This window comes from Kribbella sandramycini, from assembly GCF_013131805.1.
GTDB classification, from domain to species: domain Bacteria; phylum Actinomycetota; class Actinomycetes; order Propionibacteriales; family Kribbellaceae; genus Kribbella; species Kribbella sandramycini.
Window position 1 is genome coordinate 274616 of sequence record NZ_JABJRC010000001.1, and the last position, 16079, is coordinate 290694.

At 70.1% G+C, this 16079-nt stretch carries 14 protein-coding genes; 5 read left to right on the forward strand and 9 right to left on the reverse strand.

Annotated features, from left to right (window positions below; translation table 11 throughout):
• From HPO96_RS01165 to mraZ, 4 genes are all read right to left on the reverse strand, one after another.
• Positions 1 to 2316: a peptidoglycan D,D-transpeptidase FtsI family protein gene (locus HPO96_RS01165; protein WP_171670237.1), complete on the reverse strand. Its 2316-nt coding sequence runs from the start codon at positions 2314 to 2316 to the stop codon at positions 1 to 3.
• Between the two features lie 4 nt (positions 2317 to 2320).
• Positions 2321 to 2935, reverse strand: coding sequence for a cell division protein FtsL (gene ftsL, locus HPO96_RS01170; RefSeq protein ID WP_171670239.1), 615 nt, complete (start codon positions 2933 to 2935; stop codon positions 2321 to 2323).
• The gene (rsmH, locus tag HPO96_RS01175) at positions 2935 to 3900 is read right to left on the reverse strand and encodes a 16S rRNA (cytosine(1402)-N(4))-methyltransferase RsmH (protein ID WP_171670240.1); all 966 of its coding nucleotides are present in this window, start codon (positions 3898 to 3900) and stop codon (positions 2935 to 2937) included. The genes ftsL and rsmH overlap by 1 nt, the downstream gene beginning before the upstream one ends.
• A gap of 244 nt (positions 3901 to 4144) precedes the next feature.
• Positions 4145 to 4576, reverse strand: coding sequence for a division/cell wall cluster transcriptional repressor MraZ (gene mraZ / locus HPO96_RS01180; RefSeq protein ID WP_132410748.1), 432 nt, complete (start codon positions 4574 to 4576; stop codon positions 4145 to 4147).
• Between the two features lie 467 nt (positions 4577 to 5043).
• Here mraZ and HPO96_RS01185 point away from each other — a divergent pair, with 467 nt between their 5' ends.
• Genes HPO96_RS01185 through HPO96_RS01195 form a run of 3 tightly spaced genes read left to right on the forward strand, consistent with a single transcriptional unit; the run spans position 5044 to position 9629 of the window.
• Entirely contained in the window at positions 5044 to 5982 is a 939-nt protein-coding gene (locus HPO96_RS01185; RefSeq protein WP_420371456.1) for an AAA family ATPase, read from the forward strand.
• Between the two features lie 3 nt (positions 5983 to 5985).
• Positions 5986 to 7272 carry a DUF58 domain-containing protein gene (locus HPO96_RS01190; RefSeq protein WP_171670244.1) on the forward strand — a complete coding sequence of 429 codons (1287 nt, stop codon included), beginning with the start codon at positions 5986 to 5988 and terminating at the stop codon, positions 7270 to 7272.
• Positions 7269 to 9629 carry a transglutaminase TgpA family protein gene (locus HPO96_RS01195; RefSeq protein WP_171670245.1) on the forward strand — a complete coding sequence of 787 codons (2361 nt, stop codon included), beginning with the start codon at positions 7269 to 7271 and terminating at the stop codon, positions 9627 to 9629. The genes HPO96_RS01190 and HPO96_RS01195 overlap by 4 nt, the downstream gene beginning before the upstream one ends.
• A gap of 202 nt (positions 9630 to 9831) precedes the next feature.
• On the opposite strand, the gene HPO96_RS01200 is transcribed toward HPO96_RS01195, so the two are convergent.
• The 4 genes from HPO96_RS01200 to HPO96_RS01215 form a co-directional block, all read right to left on the reverse strand.
• The gene (locus HPO96_RS01200; protein ID WP_337796458.1) at positions 9832 to 10236 is read right to left on the reverse strand and encodes a DUF3040 domain-containing protein; all 405 of its coding nucleotides are present in this window, start codon (positions 10234 to 10236) and stop codon (positions 9832 to 9834) included.
• 261 nt (positions 10237 to 10497) lie between these two features.
• A complete protein-coding gene (locus tag HPO96_RS01205; RefSeq protein WP_171670247.1) occupies positions 10498 to 11244 on the reverse strand; it encodes a methyltransferase domain-containing protein in 747 nt (248 codons plus the stop codon).
• 435 nt (positions 11245 to 11679) lie between these two features.
• Positions 11680 to 12153, reverse strand: a complete 474-nt coding sequence (locus HPO96_RS01210; RefSeq protein ID WP_171670249.1) for an SAV_6107 family HEPN domain-containing protein — start codon at positions 12151 to 12153, stop codon at positions 11680 to 11682.
• Positions 12150 to 12665 carry a DUF6504 family protein gene (locus tag HPO96_RS01215; protein WP_171669877.1) on the reverse strand — a complete coding sequence of 172 codons (516 nt, stop codon included), beginning with the start codon at positions 12663 to 12665 and terminating at the stop codon, positions 12150 to 12152. Before HPO96_RS01215 ends, HPO96_RS01210 begins: the two co-directional genes overlap by 4 nt.
• A 349-nt stretch (positions 12666 to 13014) precedes the next feature.
• Here HPO96_RS01215 and HPO96_RS01220 point away from each other — a divergent pair, with 349 nt between their 5' ends.
• The gene (locus tag HPO96_RS01220; RefSeq protein ID WP_171670251.1) at positions 13015 to 13614 is read left to right on the forward strand and encodes a DM13 domain-containing protein; all 600 of its coding nucleotides are present in this window, start codon (positions 13015 to 13017) and stop codon (positions 13612 to 13614) included.
• A gap of 11 nt (positions 13615 to 13625) precedes the next feature.
• Complete coding sequence (locus HPO96_RS01225; protein WP_171670252.1) at positions 13626 to 14096, forward strand: YbaK/EbsC family protein; 471 nt, start codon at positions 13626 to 13628, stop codon at positions 14094 to 14096.
• Here HPO96_RS01225 and HPO96_RS01230 read toward each other — a convergent pair whose 3' ends face one another.
• A complete protein-coding gene (locus HPO96_RS01230; RefSeq protein ID WP_171670254.1) occupies positions 14097 to 16016 on the reverse strand; it encodes an N-acetylmuramoyl-L-alanine amidase in 1920 nt (639 codons plus the stop codon).
• Positions 16017 to 16079 lie beyond the last annotated feature (63 nt).

The window sequence follows — 16079 nt, forward strand, 5'->3', positions numbered from 1 at the left end:
TCACCAGGTGATGGGGACGTTGTTCTGCTTCGCCCCAGTCGGTGGGACAGCATATTTCTGGAGCGCGTAGCTCATCACGTCGCGGAACACCGGTCCTCCTTGGAAGCCGCCACCCCGAGCACCTGTCGGGTCGTGCAGTACGACGTACACAACGAAGCGCGGGTTGTCGGCAGGAGCAAATCCGGCAAAAGAAGTCGCCCACTTGCCGTACTTCTTGGTCTTCGGGTCGACCTGCTGGGCCGTACCGGTCTTGCCCGCGACCAGGTAGCCGTCGATCGCGGCCTGCGGCGCGGTGCCCTTCTCGGCGGTCACCGCCTCCATCATGGTGGCGACCTCCTTCGCCGCCTTCTCGCTGACCACACGGCGCGGCGGAGCGGTCTCGTGCGGGATCACCGTGCCGTTGGCCTCGACGTAGTTGCGGACCAGCTTCGGCGGTACGTAGACACCGCCGTTGGCGACCGCGTTCACCGCGGACGACTCCTGGACGGCGTTCACCGACAGGCCCTGGCCGAACGCGACGTTCGAGCGGGTGATCTCCGGCCACTCGTCGCCGCCGGTCATCAGGCCCTTGCTCTCACCGGGGAAGTTCAGCCCGGTCGGCTCGCCGAACCCGAAGTCGTGCAGGTACTTCACGAACTGCGGGATCCGCATCTGCTGGGCAGCCATGATCGTGCCGACGTTCGAGGACTTCGCGATCACGCCGGCGATGGTCAGGTTGATCTCGCCGTGCGCCCAGTGGTCCTTGATCGTGCGCCGCTGCACGTCGATCGTGCCCGGCACCCGCAGTTTGGTGTTCAGGTCGATCAGGCCGGCGTCGGCGAGCGCGGCCATCGTGACGACCTTCTGCACGCTGCCCGGCTCGAACGTCCGCTCCAGGGCCGCGTTCATCAGGTCACCCGACTTGATGTCCTTCTTCTTGTTCGGATCGAACGTCGGGTAGTTCGCCATCGCGAGGATCTCGTTGGACTTGACCTCGGACACGATCACCGTGCCGCCGCTGGCGCCGTACTTCTTGACCGCCTCCTCGATCCGCTTCTCGGCGAACCACTGCAGGTCGGCGTCCAGGGTCAGCTGGACGCCGAGCCCCGGCTTCGGCTCCTCGACGGTGTGGTTCGCGTTCGGGATCTTGTTGCCCTTGGCGTCCACCTCGTAGATCGCCTTGCCGTCCTGACCGGAGAGCTTGTCGTTCAGGCCGTACTCGAGACCGGACTGGCCCCGGCCGTCCTCGCCGGTGATCCCGACCACGGTCGCGGCGATCGAGCCGTTCGGGTGGCTGCGGATCGGGTCCGGCTCGGTGTAGACGCCGAGCAGCAGCGGCGCCTTCTGCTCCTTGGGCTTGCCGGCGTTCTGCTTGCCGATCTCCTTGTTCGCGGCCCGGATCTCGGCCTGGATCTCGTTCCAGGTCTGCGGCGGGACGTAGCGGACGAGGCGCTCGAAGCGGCCCTTGGCAGTCATCTGGGCGATCAGCTTGGCCGACGTCGTACCGGTCAGCTTCGGCGCCAGGATCGCGGCCAGCCGCGCCGCGTTCGGCTTGGTCTGGCTCGGGTCGGCGGTGATCGCCACGGTGTCCTCGGTGACCGAGAACTCGACGCCGTTGCGATCGGTGATCGAGCCGCGGGAGGCGTGCAGGACGTAGGTCTTGTTGTTCTCCTTGCTGGCCGCGAGCGCGTAGCTGTCCGGGTCGACGCCCTGCAACAGCACCAGCCGGCCCGCGAACAGCGACAGCACGAACGCCATCACGCCGAACGTCACCCGCAGCCGAACCGTCGACCGGCCCAGCTTCAGCGTCTTCGGCGGCTTCTTCGCCCGCGGCCGCTGCGGCGGCCGCTTCCGCGGCGGCGCCTTCCTGACAGCAGCCTTCTTGGCGACCGGACGCCCCGAAGCAGTCTTCTTCGCGGCGGTCTTCTTGGCAGCCGCCTTCTTCGCGGCGGTCTTGCGAGGTGCGCCTTCTCCCGTACGGCGTCCCTCAGCACCCGCGGCGCGCGGCGCCGCCCGCTTCCGTGGCGCACCGGCGTCTGCGCCGGCCGGCCGGCGGCGCTGCCCACCCGCCTCGCCGTTCCCGGCGGGCCGCTTCCGCGGCGCGGCGCCGTCCGCACCGCGTGCTCGCCGCTCGCCTGCTGCGGAGCGGCGGGCTTCCTCCTGCGCCTCGCGGGCCTGGCGGAGGAGGCGGTCGCGGGTGGATTCGGGACGCTGCGGGGTGGCTCGGGTGCGGTCGGTAGCGGACGACGGTCGAGGTGAGCCGGAACGCGGCGGCGTGTTGCGGCCGGGTTCGCCGCCACGCCTGCGCGGCGGCTCGTCTCCCCGTCGATCCGTCATCCGATCATCCCCCGGTGGTCGAGTTGGCGGGTGGCTTGGTGTTCGTGGCCGGCTTGTTGGTCGCCGGTTTGTTGGTCGCCGGTTTGTTGGTGGCCGGCGTCCCGCCCTGCGGCGGCTTCGTGCTGGCCGGCGGTTTGACGGGCGGCTTCACCGGCGGCTTGACGGGCGGTTTGACGCCGTCCGGCGTACCGGGCCCGAACATCGCCTTGCCGGTCCCCGCCTTGGCCTCCTTGGGGACGCCGAGGACCTGGCCGTCGCCGAGCCGCAGGAAGACCGGGTTCGGGTTCGGGACCATGCCCATCCGCAGCGCCCGGTCAGCCAGGTGCTGCGGCGACTCCAGCGCGCGGACCTGCTTCTCCAGGCCCTCCTGCTGGTCGCGCAGCAACGCCGCCTGGGTGTTCAGCTTGGTGATGCCGAACGTGCCGCGCTGCAGCTCGGTGTTCAGCAGCAGCAACCCGATCAGACCGGCCGCGAGCAGCGACACGACGAAGATGACGAACGGCATCCGCGGCGGCCGGAAGGGCGCGCCGTAGACGACCCGCAGCCGCGGCTCCGCACGCTTCGGAGCCGGCGCCGCCGGTGTGACCCGCGCCTTCTGCGGGCTGAACACAGTGCTCATCAGGCCACCAACCCCTTCTCCCGGATCCGTTCGGCCGCCCGCACGCGAGCAGAGGCCGCCCGCGGGTTCTCCGCGACCTCCTCCTCGGTCGGCCGCTCGGCTCCCCGGGTGACCACGCGCAGGTACGGCTCGTGGCCCGCCGGGACGACCGGCAGGTCGTCCGGCACATCGGACTTCGTCTGGGCGGCGAACGTCTGCTTCGTGATCCGGTCCTCGAGCGACTGGTAGCTCATCACGACGATCCGCCCGTGCAGCGCCAGCGCGGCGAGCGCCGCCGGCAGCGCGCGGCGCAGCACCTCGAGCTCACCGTTCACCTCGATCCGGAGCGCCTGGAAGGTCCGCTTGGCCGGGTGTCCCCCGGTCCGCCGGGCCGCCTGCGGGATCGCGTTGCGGACCAGCTCGGACAGCCGCGCGCTGTTCGTGAACGGCTCGGTCTCGCGCTCGCGCACGATCCGGTCCGCGATCCGGCGGGCGAACTTCTCCTCGCCGTACTGGAACAGCACCCGCGCCAGCTCGGCCGCGCTGTACGTGTTGACGATGTCGGCCGCCGTCGTCGGGCCGGTCGAGTCCATCCGCATGTCCAGCGGCGCGTCCTGCGCGTAGGCGAAACCGCGCTCGGCCTCGTCCAGCTGCATCGAGGACACCCCGAGGTCGAACAGGATCCCGTCGATCGCAGGCACGCCGAGCTCGTCGAGCACCCGGGGCAGCTCGTCGTACACCGAGTGCGCCAGCGAGATCCGGTCGGTGTACGGCGCCAGCCGCGCACCCGCGAGCCGCAACGCGGCCGGGTCGCGGTCGAGGCCGATCAGCCGCAGCTCGGGGAACTCGCGCAGGAACGCCTCCGAGTGACCGCCGAGACCGAGGGTCGCATCCACGAAAACAGCGCCGGGGCGGGTCAGCGCGGGAGCCAGCAGCGCGACCACGCGCTCCAGCATCACCGGCACATGCCGCTCCGACGCATCCATTGCTCGACCCTTCTCGTCGCTGCGGGAGCGACCCTGCCCCCGCAGGTCCCTGGTGTTCGCCCAGCTTGTGGTGAGACCGCGGCCGGAGACGACTCCGTCCGGTCAGATCGCGGGTACGCCTTCCGGGGAAGTACTTCGTCGCCTTGGCGCCGGGGAAGTGGCGTCAACACCCGAAGTCGGAAGTCGGACCCGTGATCTCACCGGACGGCCGGTGCACTCGCGTGCCGCTGACTCACTGTTGTGATCAGAAGATCCCGGGCAGTACCTCCTCGGACAGGTCGGCGAATGCCTGCTCCTGCTCCTGGGAGTACCTGTTCCAGTTCTCCGTGTTCCAGATCTCCACCCGGTTCATCGCCCCGATGACGACGCAGTCGCGATCCAGTCCCGCGTAATCGCGCAGCATCGGCGGGATGGTGACCCGGCCCTGCTTGTCCGGCACCTCGTTGGAGGCTCCGGCGAACAACATCCGCAGGTAGTCCCGCGCACCTTTGTTGGTGATCGGCGCCTGTTTCAGCTGTTCGGTCAGTTGCACGAACTCGCGCTCGGGCCACACGGACAGCGACCGCTCCTGTCCACGCGTGATCACCAGGCCTTCGGCCAGTTCGTCCCGGAACTTCGCCGGCAGGAACAGCCGTCCTTTGTCGTCGAGCTTGGGGAAGTGAGTTCCGAGGAACACGCTCCACCTCCCCGTTGCGGTCTCTCCGTCTCAGGCGAGCTGTTTCCACCACTTCGGTTCCACTGCGCTCCACCTTACTCCACTTTGCCCCACCGTCAACCAACTTCCGCCCCACATGCTCCCCTTTGAGCGCAAATCGGGTCCGCGTGTCCCGCGTGTCGCTGAGCGCGAAACGACCGCGCCGGGGGCCGGGTGGAGCGAAATGGAGGAGGTGGTGGAGGGAAGTGGGGGAACGGGTAGAAGAAAGGTGCGAACCGAACGGGCACTTCGGTCGTCGTACGGCGCATCCGGATTTCGGTCGCCCGTACGCTGGAAGGGCACCGAAACGCCAGGTAACGAAACATCCGCTGCTCTAGGTCCGACCCTCACTCCGGGTGAGAATGTGTCGGCCGTCAATCAATTGGGGAGGACCCAGGGTGAGCACCACCGCGACCAGCCCGCTGGCAGCAGGCGGAGACTTCGACGAGCTGTCCGAAGTCGCCGGCCGCGTCCGCCGGGCGATCGAGCAGGTGATCGAGGGCAAGACCGACGTGGTCGAGGTCGCCGTCACCGTCCTGCTGGCCGAAGGCCATCTCCTGATCGAGGACGTCCCCGGCGTCGGCAAGACGATGCTGGCCAAGGCGCTCGCGCGCTCGATCGACTGCAGCGTGCGCCGGATCCAGTTCACACCGGACCTGCTGCCGTCCGACATCACCGGCGTCTCGGTCTTCAACCAGGAGATCCGCGACTTCGAGTTCAAACCCGGCGCGGTGTTCGCGAACATCGTCGTCGGCGACGAGATCAACCGCGCCTCGCCGAAGACCCAGGCCGCGCTGCTGGAGTCGATGGAGGAGCGGCAGGTCACCGTCGACACCACGACCTACCTGCTCGAGGCGCCGTTCATGGTGATCGCGACGCAGAACCCGATCGAGATGGAGGGCACCTACCCGCTGCCGGAGGCGCAGCGGGACCGGTTCATGGCCCGGGTCTCGATGGGCTACCCCGAGCCGGCCGCCGAGCTGCGGATGCTCGACGGGCACGCCGCCGACGACCCGCTGCAGAATCTGCAGCCGGTCACCGACGGCCAGCAGATCCTCCGGCTGGTGAAGACCGTCCAGTCCGTGCATGTCTCGGAGTCCGTGAAGGAGTACGCCGTCGGCCTGGTCGGCGCGACCCGGCGCTCACAGGAGCTGCGGCTCGGGGCCTCCCCGCGCGCGACCCTGCACCTGATCCGGGCGGCCCGCGCGGCCGCGGCCCTCGACTCCCGCGAGTTCGTCCTGCCGGACGACATCCAGGAGCTCGCGGTGCCGGTGCTCGCGCACCGCGTCCTGCCGGCGGCCGAAGCGCATTTGGGCGGACGCGGCGCGGCCGACATCGTCGCCGGGCTCGTCTCCTCGGTGCCGCTGCCGCGCACACGTCGGGACTGACCCATGCGGCAGGCACTCCGCGGGCTGACCACCAGAGGGCGAGCGTTCGTGGCGGCCGGGATCACCGCGTCGCTGTGCGCGCTGCTGCTCGGCCAGAAGGATCTCTTGCGCGTCGGCATCCTGCTCGTCGCACTCCCGGTCGTGGCCGCGCTGGTCGTCGGCCGGACCAGGCTGCGGCTGCAGGTCCGGCGCAGCCTCACCCCGAACCAGGTGCCGGTCGGCTCCTCGGCGACGGTCGAGCTCGCGCTCAGCAACCAGGGCCGGATGCCGGCCGGGCTGTTACTCCTCGAAGACCGGATCCCGTACGTCCTCGGGCACCGGCCCCGGTTCGTCGTCGACCGGGTCAGCCCGAACTGGCGGCGTACGGTCTCCTACCCGGTGAAGTCCGACGTCCGGGGGCTGTTCCAGGTCGGGCCGTTGATGCTGACGGTCGCCGACCCGTTCGGGCTGGTCGAGACCAGCCGGACGTTCACGCGCAGCCAGCACCTGCTGGTCACCCCGCGCGTCCACAAACTGCCGGAGATCCGCCTCGGCGCGGACCGGGCCGGCTCCGGTGAGAACCGGCCGCGAGCGATCGCCGCGGCCGGCGAGGAGGACGCGACCGTCCGCGAGTACCGCGACGGCGACGACCTGCGCCGGGTGCACTGGCGATCGACCGCCCGCCGCGGCGAGCTGATGGTCCGCCGGGAGGAGCAGCCGTGGCAGAGCCGCTGCTCGATCTTCCTGGACGCGCGGACGATCTCGCATCACGGCCACGGCCCGTCGTCCAGCCTGGAGTGGGCGGTCAGCGCGACCGCCTCGATCGGCGCGGACCGGATTCGGCGCGGCTACGTGACCACGATGCTCGGCGGGCCGACGACGCTGTCCGCGATCACCCATCGCTCGGCGGCCGCCGTCCATCAGCCGCTGACCACGCAGCAGCTGCTCACCGAGTGCGCGACCGTCGAAGAGCACAAGTACGCCGAGATCGGCCCGCTCCTGAGCGTGGACCGATTCGCGCAGGAGCCGAGTCTGGTGATCGCGATCGTCGGCGCCTGCGGGTCCGACGACATCACCGCGCTCAACCGCTGGCGGACCAGCCAGGCCACCGGCGTCGCCATCGTCCTGGACGCGGCCAGCTGGGCCGTCGGCGCCGAGGCGACCGACAAGGCGGCCCGCCTGACCGCGGCGACGGACGCCACCGAACACGAGCTCCGCCGCAACGGCTGGCGCGTCGCCCGCGTCCGTCGTGGAGACCAGCTGGCGACAGTCTGGTCCGGCCTGGGGCTACGAAGCGGGAGAATCGCATGACCGGACACGCTCGGATTTCCATTGCGGCTTGGGGTGCGACCGTGCTCGGGTCGCTGGTGCTGACGCCGGTGTTCTCGGGGCCGTTCCTGTTCATCAGCGCGTTCCTGTGTGCGCTGATGACGGGAGTCGGCGTCCTCCTGCAGAACCTGCGCGCCCCGCGGTTCGTCGTACCGATCGTCCAGCTGGCCGTGCTCGTCGAGCTGCTCTCGCTGTTCTTCCTGAAGGAGACGCTGAAGTTCGGCATCCTCCCGGTGGGCGGGACGGCGATCGAGTTCAACGCGCAGATGGCGAACGCGCTGACCTCGATCAACCAGTACAGCGCTCCCCTGCCGCCCGACGCGCATCTGACCCTGTTCGCAACGACGGTGATCTCGGCGACCGGTCTGCTGATCCATGTGATCGCCGTCCAGCTCCGGCAGGCGGCGTGGGCCGGGCTGTTGCTGCTGATCATGTACACGGTGCCGGCCGCGACCGTGCACGGCGGGCTGCCCGCGCTGCTGTTCATCCCGCCGGCGCTGGGCTACATCGTCCTGCTCTCGGCCGAGGGCCGCAGCCGGCTGAGCCGCTGGGGCCGCCGGATCTCCGGCGTCTCGCATCTGGACGCCGCCGAGCCGGTCGAGGCGTCCGCGCTCGGCCAGGCCGGGCGGCGGATCGGCCTGACCGTGGTCGCGCTGGCGGCGCTGCTGCCCGCTCTGCTGCCGACTTTGCCGGAGAGCGTGATCGGCAATGGTTTGGCCGGCGGCGGCAGTGGCGGGACCGGCATCGGCGCGTCGATCTCCTCGACCGACCCGATGCTCGACATGGGTAAGAACCTCAAACAAGGCGCCAACACCGTCGCCCTGACCTACAAGGGCGGCCCGAACGGCGGCACCAACCTGCGGCTGACCACGCTCGACGCGTTCGACGGCAACACCTGGCGGATCGCGCCGCGGCCGGAGGGCCGCCGGATCGACGGCGACCTGACCCAGCCGCCCGGTTTCAACGGCGCGCTGAGCGAGGTCGGCACGGCGAAGATGACCATCGACGTCAGCCGCAGCCTGCGCTCGAATTTCGCGCCGGTCCCCTACCCGGTCAAGTCGATCTCGCTGAAACGCGACTGGCGGTTCGACATCGGCTCACTCGACGTCGTGTCCTCCAACGGGCAGGTCGTCGGCGGCAAGAAGTACGACGTCACCTGGTACCGGATGGCCCCGACCGAGGCGCAGCTGCGCGGCGCGATCGACACCGGCGTCCCGGACCAGTACACGAGCAAGGTGCCGAACGTCCCCAAGGAGATCCGCGACCTGACCGCCCAGGTCACGAAGGATGCCCAGGGCAACAAGTATGCGGCGGCCGCGGCGATCCAGAAGTTCTTCCGGAGCAACGGCACGTTCACCTACAGCCTGGAGCGGCAGCGCGGCAGCGGGATGCCGGCGCTGTCGGAGTTCCTGCTGAAGAACCGGACCGGGTACTGCGAGCAGTTCGCGACCGGGATGGCGCTGATGGCGCGGCTGTCGGGGATCCCGTCCCGGGTGGCGATCGGCTTCCTGCCCGGCCAGGCCGGTAAGGACGGCTACACCGTCCGGATGCACGACATGCACGCCTGGCCGGAGCTGTACTTCGAGGGCGCGGGCTGGGTTCCGTTCGAGCCGACGCCGGCCAGCCGCGCGAGCAGCGCGCCGAGCTACACGATCCCGGGGGTCGTCGACCCGACCAACCCGTCGACGACGCCGTCCGCGACGCCGACCACGCCCGGCCAGACCGAGGACCCGGAGCTCAACCGCCCGGACCCGGACCGCAACCTGCCCGGCGACCAGGGCGTCCCGATCGGCGACACCGGCAACTGGTTCACCAACGGCGGCGGGCGCATCATCGGGATCGTCGCGCTGGTGGTCTTCGTCCTGCTGATCCCCTGGATCCTCCGGGCGCTGTCGCGCCGCCGGCGCTTCCACCGTGCTCCGGGCCGGACGGCGGCCGAGGGCCTGTGGTCCGAGGTCCGGGACACCTCCCGCGACCTCGGTCTGGATTGGTCGGACGTCGCCACCCCGCGGCAGACCGGCGAGTGGCTGATCACCAAGCTGCCCGAGGAGACCCATCCGGCCGCACTGCGGCTGGCCCGTGGGATCGAAGCGATCCGATACGCCGGCAACGCGGACGTCACGACGGATCTGCGCCCGGAGACCGACGCCGTCCGGAAGGCGCTGTGGGCCCAGGCATCGCACCGGCGCCGCTGGCGGGCGCGCCTGCTGCCGCCGTCCTGGCGCTGGTACCTGAGCCGCGGCACGACTGAGGCCTCCGACCTCCTCGACGAGTTCGACCTCCTTCTCGCCCGCCTCCGCTCCACTCTCCTACGCCGCGGCCGCCACGCCTCCAGCTAACCGACGCGGCACAGACAGAAAGGGTGGGTGCCCAGGCGCCCACCCTTTGTCATGTTCGACAGCGATCTACTCCGGCGAGCTCAGCTCGCGGTCAGAGGCGCCTCCAGCTGAACCGGGCGCCACAGACAGAAAGGGCGGGCGCCCAGGCACCCACCCTTCGTCGTGTTCTTCGGCTATGTGCTGCGGCGAGCTCGGCTCGCGGTCAGAGGTCCTCGTCGCGCCGGCGGCGCCAGCGGTCCTCCATCCGCTCCATGAAGCTGCCGGACGAGTCGTGTTTGGTCCGGTGCCGCTTCGATGACGGCGGAGGCGGCGGGATGTCGTCGGAGTCCCCCGCGTTGCTGATCCGCTTCATACTGAGCGCGGCGATGTACAGACAGGCGACCATCATCACGAAGCCGATGACTCCGATGATGGTGTTCGGGAGGATTGCACCGGTCATCAGCACCACGATGCCGAGTACGAATCCGACGCCGGCAAGGACTGCCCGGCGCTTGTAGTACAAGCGCACGTTTGTGCCTCGCATGGCGGAGACGAACTTCGGGTCTTCCGCAGCAAGGGCGCGTTCGAGCTGCTCGAACTGGCGCTGCTCTTCTTCCGAGAGGGGCACCGTCGATCCCTCCATGATGAGCGCGATCTCGATAGGCCGCCTCCAGTCTAGGCCGCGCCAGCGTCACACGAAACCCTGACCGCCTGTCCCGCGCGTCACGGTCCCGCAACTCCGCTCATCACACCCGATGCGAAGCCGCCACTCCACGGCGTGTCGAGCGCGCGGAGAGCCCCCGATCACGCGCAGTTCGTCCCGGAACCGCTCCCGGAACCAGCCGCACGTGATCAACCACACTCCGCGACGACGACCGAAGCTGACCGCTCAGCGAGTGGCGAGGATGTGCAACTGCGTGGCCAGCGCCCGGAACGCCGGGTGCTGACTCGCCGTCCGCTCGAGCTCGGCGAGCGACTCGGCCGCGCCGGCCTCGGAGTCCACGAACGCGGACGGGACCAGATCGGCGAACGTCCGGACGCCATGCACGGCGTGCACCATGAAACCGGTGTCCGCCAGCTGCGCGCTGATACCGGCCTCGTCGAACCGCCGCGGCATCGGGTCGTTCGCACCCCAGCGACCATCCGGATCCTGCAGGGCGACCCGCGCTTCGGCCAGATGACCGGCCAGCGCCCGCGCGAGCACCACCGCGTTGCGCTGGGCAACCAGCAGGCTCAACACCCCGCCCTCACGCAGCACCGAGGCCATTGCCTGCAAAGCCTGCACCGGGTCGTCGACGACCTCGAGCACACCGTGACACAACACGGCATCCGCACTTGACTCCCCCGCAAGCCCAGGCAACTCGGCCGCATCACCCTGCACACCCCGGACGAGCTCACTCACCCCCTCGTCCCGAGCACGCCGCTCCAGCGAAGCCAGCGCATCCGGACTCGGATCCACCACCGTCACCCGGTGCCCCTCGACCGCCAGCGGAACCGCGAACCCGCCAGTCCCACCACCCAGATCGACGATATCCAGCCCCGCCCCCGGATCGACCCGCCCCCGCGCCGCCAGCGCCACCCGCAACGCCTCGCCGACCAACGCCGTACGCACGGCCCGCCGCCGCCGATCCACCATCGCCAACCCTCCTACGCCACCAAACCCCCAACCCGCCACACCCTACTTCCCGCCTCACCCCAACCCGCAAAACACACCTGACCACACCCCGCACCTCGCACCATCCCCCGCGGAGAGCCCACCCACCGCCGCCCGCCACCCACCGCCGCAACTGGCGCCCACCCTCGCGCTGTCCAAGGAAAGCGCGCCGGCTCGCGCAAACGCTCATCGCCGAAGGGTTTCTCCCGCTGCGGCCTTCAACGCACGCCGGCAGCCGCCCATGGAAAGAGCCGACCCACCCGCCCGGCGCCTTCGGGTGGGTGGGTCGGGGGTGGCGGTGAGCCGGAGTGGTCAGCTGGGCGGTGGGACGAGGGGCGGCGCCGGTGACCGGGTGGGGTCGGCGGAGGGGGCCCGACAGGGGACGACCCGGCCGCCCGGGGGCTTCGGGCGGGTGGGTCAGCTGGCTTGCATCCAGGGTTGGGAGAGGACGGAGGCTGGGTCGGTGGTGGCGGTGAAGGTGGGGGTGGTGGAGAGGCGGAGGCTGGATTCGACCTGGGTGTAGAAGGTTTCTACGGCGCGGATCAGGTCGTCGGCCTCGCGGGTGGTGACGGAGCGTTCGAGGCCGGCTTCGGCGGCGGCGCGCTGGGCGGCGCCGGCGGCGAAGAAGGTGGCCCACTCGCCGAACTCGGGGGCGACCTCGGCCAGCAGGACCCAGGCGTTGCGCTGGACGCGCCGGCGGGAGCCGGACCGGACCGGGCGGGCGCGGACGGCGAGGACCGCGGCCGCGACCCGGAGCGCGGCGATATGGGCACTCGAGTAGCGGATCAGGTGGTCGCTCGTGTCGATCGCCTCGGCCAGCGCGGCCCGGGCCCGGGACAGCTCCCGGCTGGCCGCACCCGCGGCCACCGGGGACACCGGTGAAACAGTCATCGGTCGGTCACCCTTTCCAGTTGCCAGCGACCTGAGTCGGGGTCGTGGGCGAGATCGAACAGCTCACGGCGGCCGTGCCGGCCGCAGCCGGCCTCCACCCGGTACACCGCGCGCCGCGGACCCCACTCGGCGTCGAGAATTCCAACCGCGGCGGGGCCGCCGGCCATTCCCGCGGCGGGCTCGAGGGGATCGGAGTCGAGGATCCCGGCGGGGGCGTAGGTGGCGGCGCCCCCGCCGGGAGAGTGCGCGGCGGTGCGATCGGCGCGGGAACGGGGATGCACCGACGCCGCCGCGCGGCTGGGGAAGGACTGCGACCAGTGGGCCAGACGGTCGTCGTAGGACGCGCCGCCGGTGCCGATCACGCCGCGCTCCCACCAGGCGGCGGTCTCGGTCCAGTGCGCGCGGACGGAGCAGACGCGCCACAGCCGGCCGCGCCAGAGGAACTGCGTCGGGGTCTCGACGCCGCCTTCGACATCCGAGCGCACCTCGACGGCCTCGTCGAACTCCCACATGTTCCATCGCCTCCTGGGTACGAACCGGTGTTCCTGATCGACGGCCGGGGCCGAGGCCCGGCGGGCGGGCGCGTGGCGGGGGTCGAGGTCCGCCACGGCGCCCGGCCCACCGGGACCACCGGAACCCGATGCGGCCGCAACTCCGCACCGGGGCCGTCCAGCTGCCCGGGTCACCCGCGGCCGGTGTCCCGACGACACCGGACCGAAGGTAATCGAACATCTGTTCGAACACTGGAAGAGTATCGCCGCCCGGGCGGAATCGTCAACGGCCGGTAATCCCGGCGTGGCGGACAGCGGGCTCCCGGGCCGGGAGACTGGGAGCACAGATCCGGCAGCGGAAGGACGGGCGATGCGGAAACGGGCAGCACTGGTCACCACGGCGGCGGTGGCCGTCGTGGTCGCGGCGGTAGGACTACCGCTCTTCCAGCCGTGGCGGCTCGTCACCGATCGAACGGTCGACGAGGCGCTTCCGATTTCCACAACCACATCCTCCAAGCCGCCACCGACAGTTTTCGAAGGTGAAGAGAAGGAAGCACCGAAGAGCGCTGCTCCCAAACCTTCGGCTCCGGTTCAGACTCCGGTGCAGAAGGAGAAGGGTGGGGCTGGGGTGTTGTTGCGGGGCGAGCTGATCTCGCATGAGCACGAGACTTCGGGGCGGGTGGCGGTGTTGCGGCTGGCGGACGGGAGGCGGGTGTTGCGGTTCGAGGGGCTGGCGACGTCGGACGGGCCGGATCTGCGGGTCTGGCTGAGTGACGCGCGGGTGCTGGAGGGGCGCAAGGGGTGGCACGTGTTCGACGACGGGCGGTACAAGTCGCTGGGCAAGCTGAAGGGCAACCGGGGCAACCAGAACTACGTGATCCCGGAGAGCGTGCGGCTGGAGGACTTCCGCAGCGTGGCGATCTGGTGCGACCGGTTCAACGTGTCCTTCGGGGCGGCCACGCTCGCATAGGCTTGCGAGCCGTGAGCAACCATCCCAACGTGCAACTGGTGGCCGACGCGCTGCAGGCGGGCGGCGCCACCGCAGAGATCGTGATCCTGGCCGAGGCGGCCCCGACCGCGGCCGCCGCGGCGGAGCAGCTCGGCTGCGAGGTCGGCGCGATCGCGAACAGCCTGATCTTCGACGGCGACGGCGCACCCGTGCTGATCCTGACCTCGGGCGCGCACCGCGTCGACACGCAGAAGGTCGCGGCCGCCATCGGCGTCGGCAAACTCCGCCGTGCGACGCCGGAGTTCGTCAAGGAGCACACCGGTCAGCCGATCGGCGGCGTCGCGCCCGTCGGCCATCCCGCGCCGGTCCCGACGTACGTCGACGCCGCGCTCCAGCAGTACGACGTGATCTGGGCGGCCGCCGGCATCCCGCACTCGGTGTTCCCGACGAGCTACACCGAGCTGCTGGGCCTGACGAAGGCCACCCAGATCACCGTCAACTGATCAGAACGCGGGCCTGATGTCCACGTCGGCGGCGCGGACGTAGTACATCCGGTGCCCGAACCAGATCTGGTAGTACCGGTCCTTGCCGATGACCTGGACGTGGTCGTTCGGATCCGTCACGTCGAACGTCACAGCCCGGTAGTAGTCGGTCTGGATCGACGCATCTCCCAGTGAGTAGGCCTGCCCGGCTCCGATCGAGTACTGCATCGGAGTGATCTCCTGGTACGGAATGCCGGCCGGGTACGCCGACTCCTCCGGATACGCCCGCCCGTACACCGGAACCGACGTCTTGCCCTTCTTCGGCGTCACCACCGCGCCCGGCTTGGCAAAGGCATCCGGCGCGGACTTCGGGCTCTTGAACCACCCGATCGCACCCAGGTACCAGACTCCGACCCAGTCACCCTGCCGCTGGGCGACGACGTACTCCCCGCCCGCAGCGGCCCGGGCGCCGATGTCGGACACCTCCGTCGTGCTGTCCGCGCCGTTCGGCCGCAGACCGATGTCCTTAACCAGCGGCGCGTTGTCGTCCGGCGCCTGGCGCAGGTAGATGAAGTTCGAGCCCTGCTCGGCACAGGGGACGCCGGCGCCGGCGCAGCCGTACATGACCTGGTGGTTACCCGCGAACCCCGGCTTGATGGTGACGATCGAGCCGACCTTCACCGGGAAGATCGAGTGCCCGTAGATCGGCGCGCCCAGCAGGTCCATGTAGTGCTCCCAGTCCCAGAAGGGGCCCGGATCCCAGTGCATCTCCTTCACCCTGGGCGGCAGCAGACCGGGCACCTGGTCGTGGCCGATGATGTGCGCGCGGTCCAGCGGGATGTCGTTCTTCTTCGCCAGGTACCGCACCAGCTTGGCCGAGTTGCGGTACATGGTCTCGCTGTACCAGGCGGCGCCCGTCTTCGCGAAGCCCTCGTGCTCGATACCGACACTGTGCATGTTCACGTACCAGTTGCCGGCCTGCCAGGGCACGTCCTTCGTCTTCACGTGCTGCCAGATGTACCCGTCGGACGCCCGCATCGTGTAGTGCCAGCTCGTCCAGGTCGGGTCCTGCGCCAGGTTCAGCGTGCCCTGCCAGTAGCCCTCGGCGTCGTGGATGACGATGTAGTCGATCTTGCCGGTCTTCGGCCGGTTGCCCTTGTCGTGGTTGCCGTAGCTGGTCGGCGCCGGCCCCAGCTTCTGGTACGGCGCCGGCAGCCACTCACAAGCGACAGTGGCCGGGCACTCGACGTCGGCGTTCGTGCGCTTCGCACCGGCCGGCAGGTCCAGCTTCTCGACCTGGCTCTTGTCCGGCGTCACAGCCAGCGGCTGCATCGCGACGTGCTGCCCGGTGTTCGTCGTACGAGTCGCACCACGCGCCAAGATCGCGTAGACGTCGTCAGCAAACCCCGCAGCGGCAGTCCGGTCCGCCGTCTCGCCGTACGACGCCACAGCGCCGTACCACTGCGCCGGTGAGGTCTCAGCGCCGACAGGCAGACCCAGCTCCTTCTGGTACGCCGCCAGCAACGCAGCACCACCGGCGATGTTGGACGCCGGGTCGCTGCGCAGGGCCACCGGGTCCAGACCGGTCAGCTTGGCCGCCCGGTACAGCGTCAGCAGCGACTGCGTCTTGAACGTCCGCTGCTTACCGGACAGGTCGAGAACCGTGCTCGGGTCGACAGCAGTCAGGTGCATCGGCCCGTACCCACCGGACGTACTCGAAGCGCCCTGATGGTCGTCCCACCGGCTCTCCGCGTACGACACGGCCAGCAGCACCGACTCCGGTACGCCGTACTTCGCCGCAGCGGCGCCGAAAGCGGCCGCATAAGCGCCGGTCTCGGGTGGCGCGGCGACCGCAGGCGGCCCACCCGAAGACACGCCGGTCACGGTGATGGGCAACGCTACTGCCGCGAGTGCGGCGAGAATCTTCGTTCGACGCAGCATGTTCGATCTCCTGGGGAACCCGAGGGCGGGGTCTGCCGGTCAGACAGACTGGCAGTGCGATCA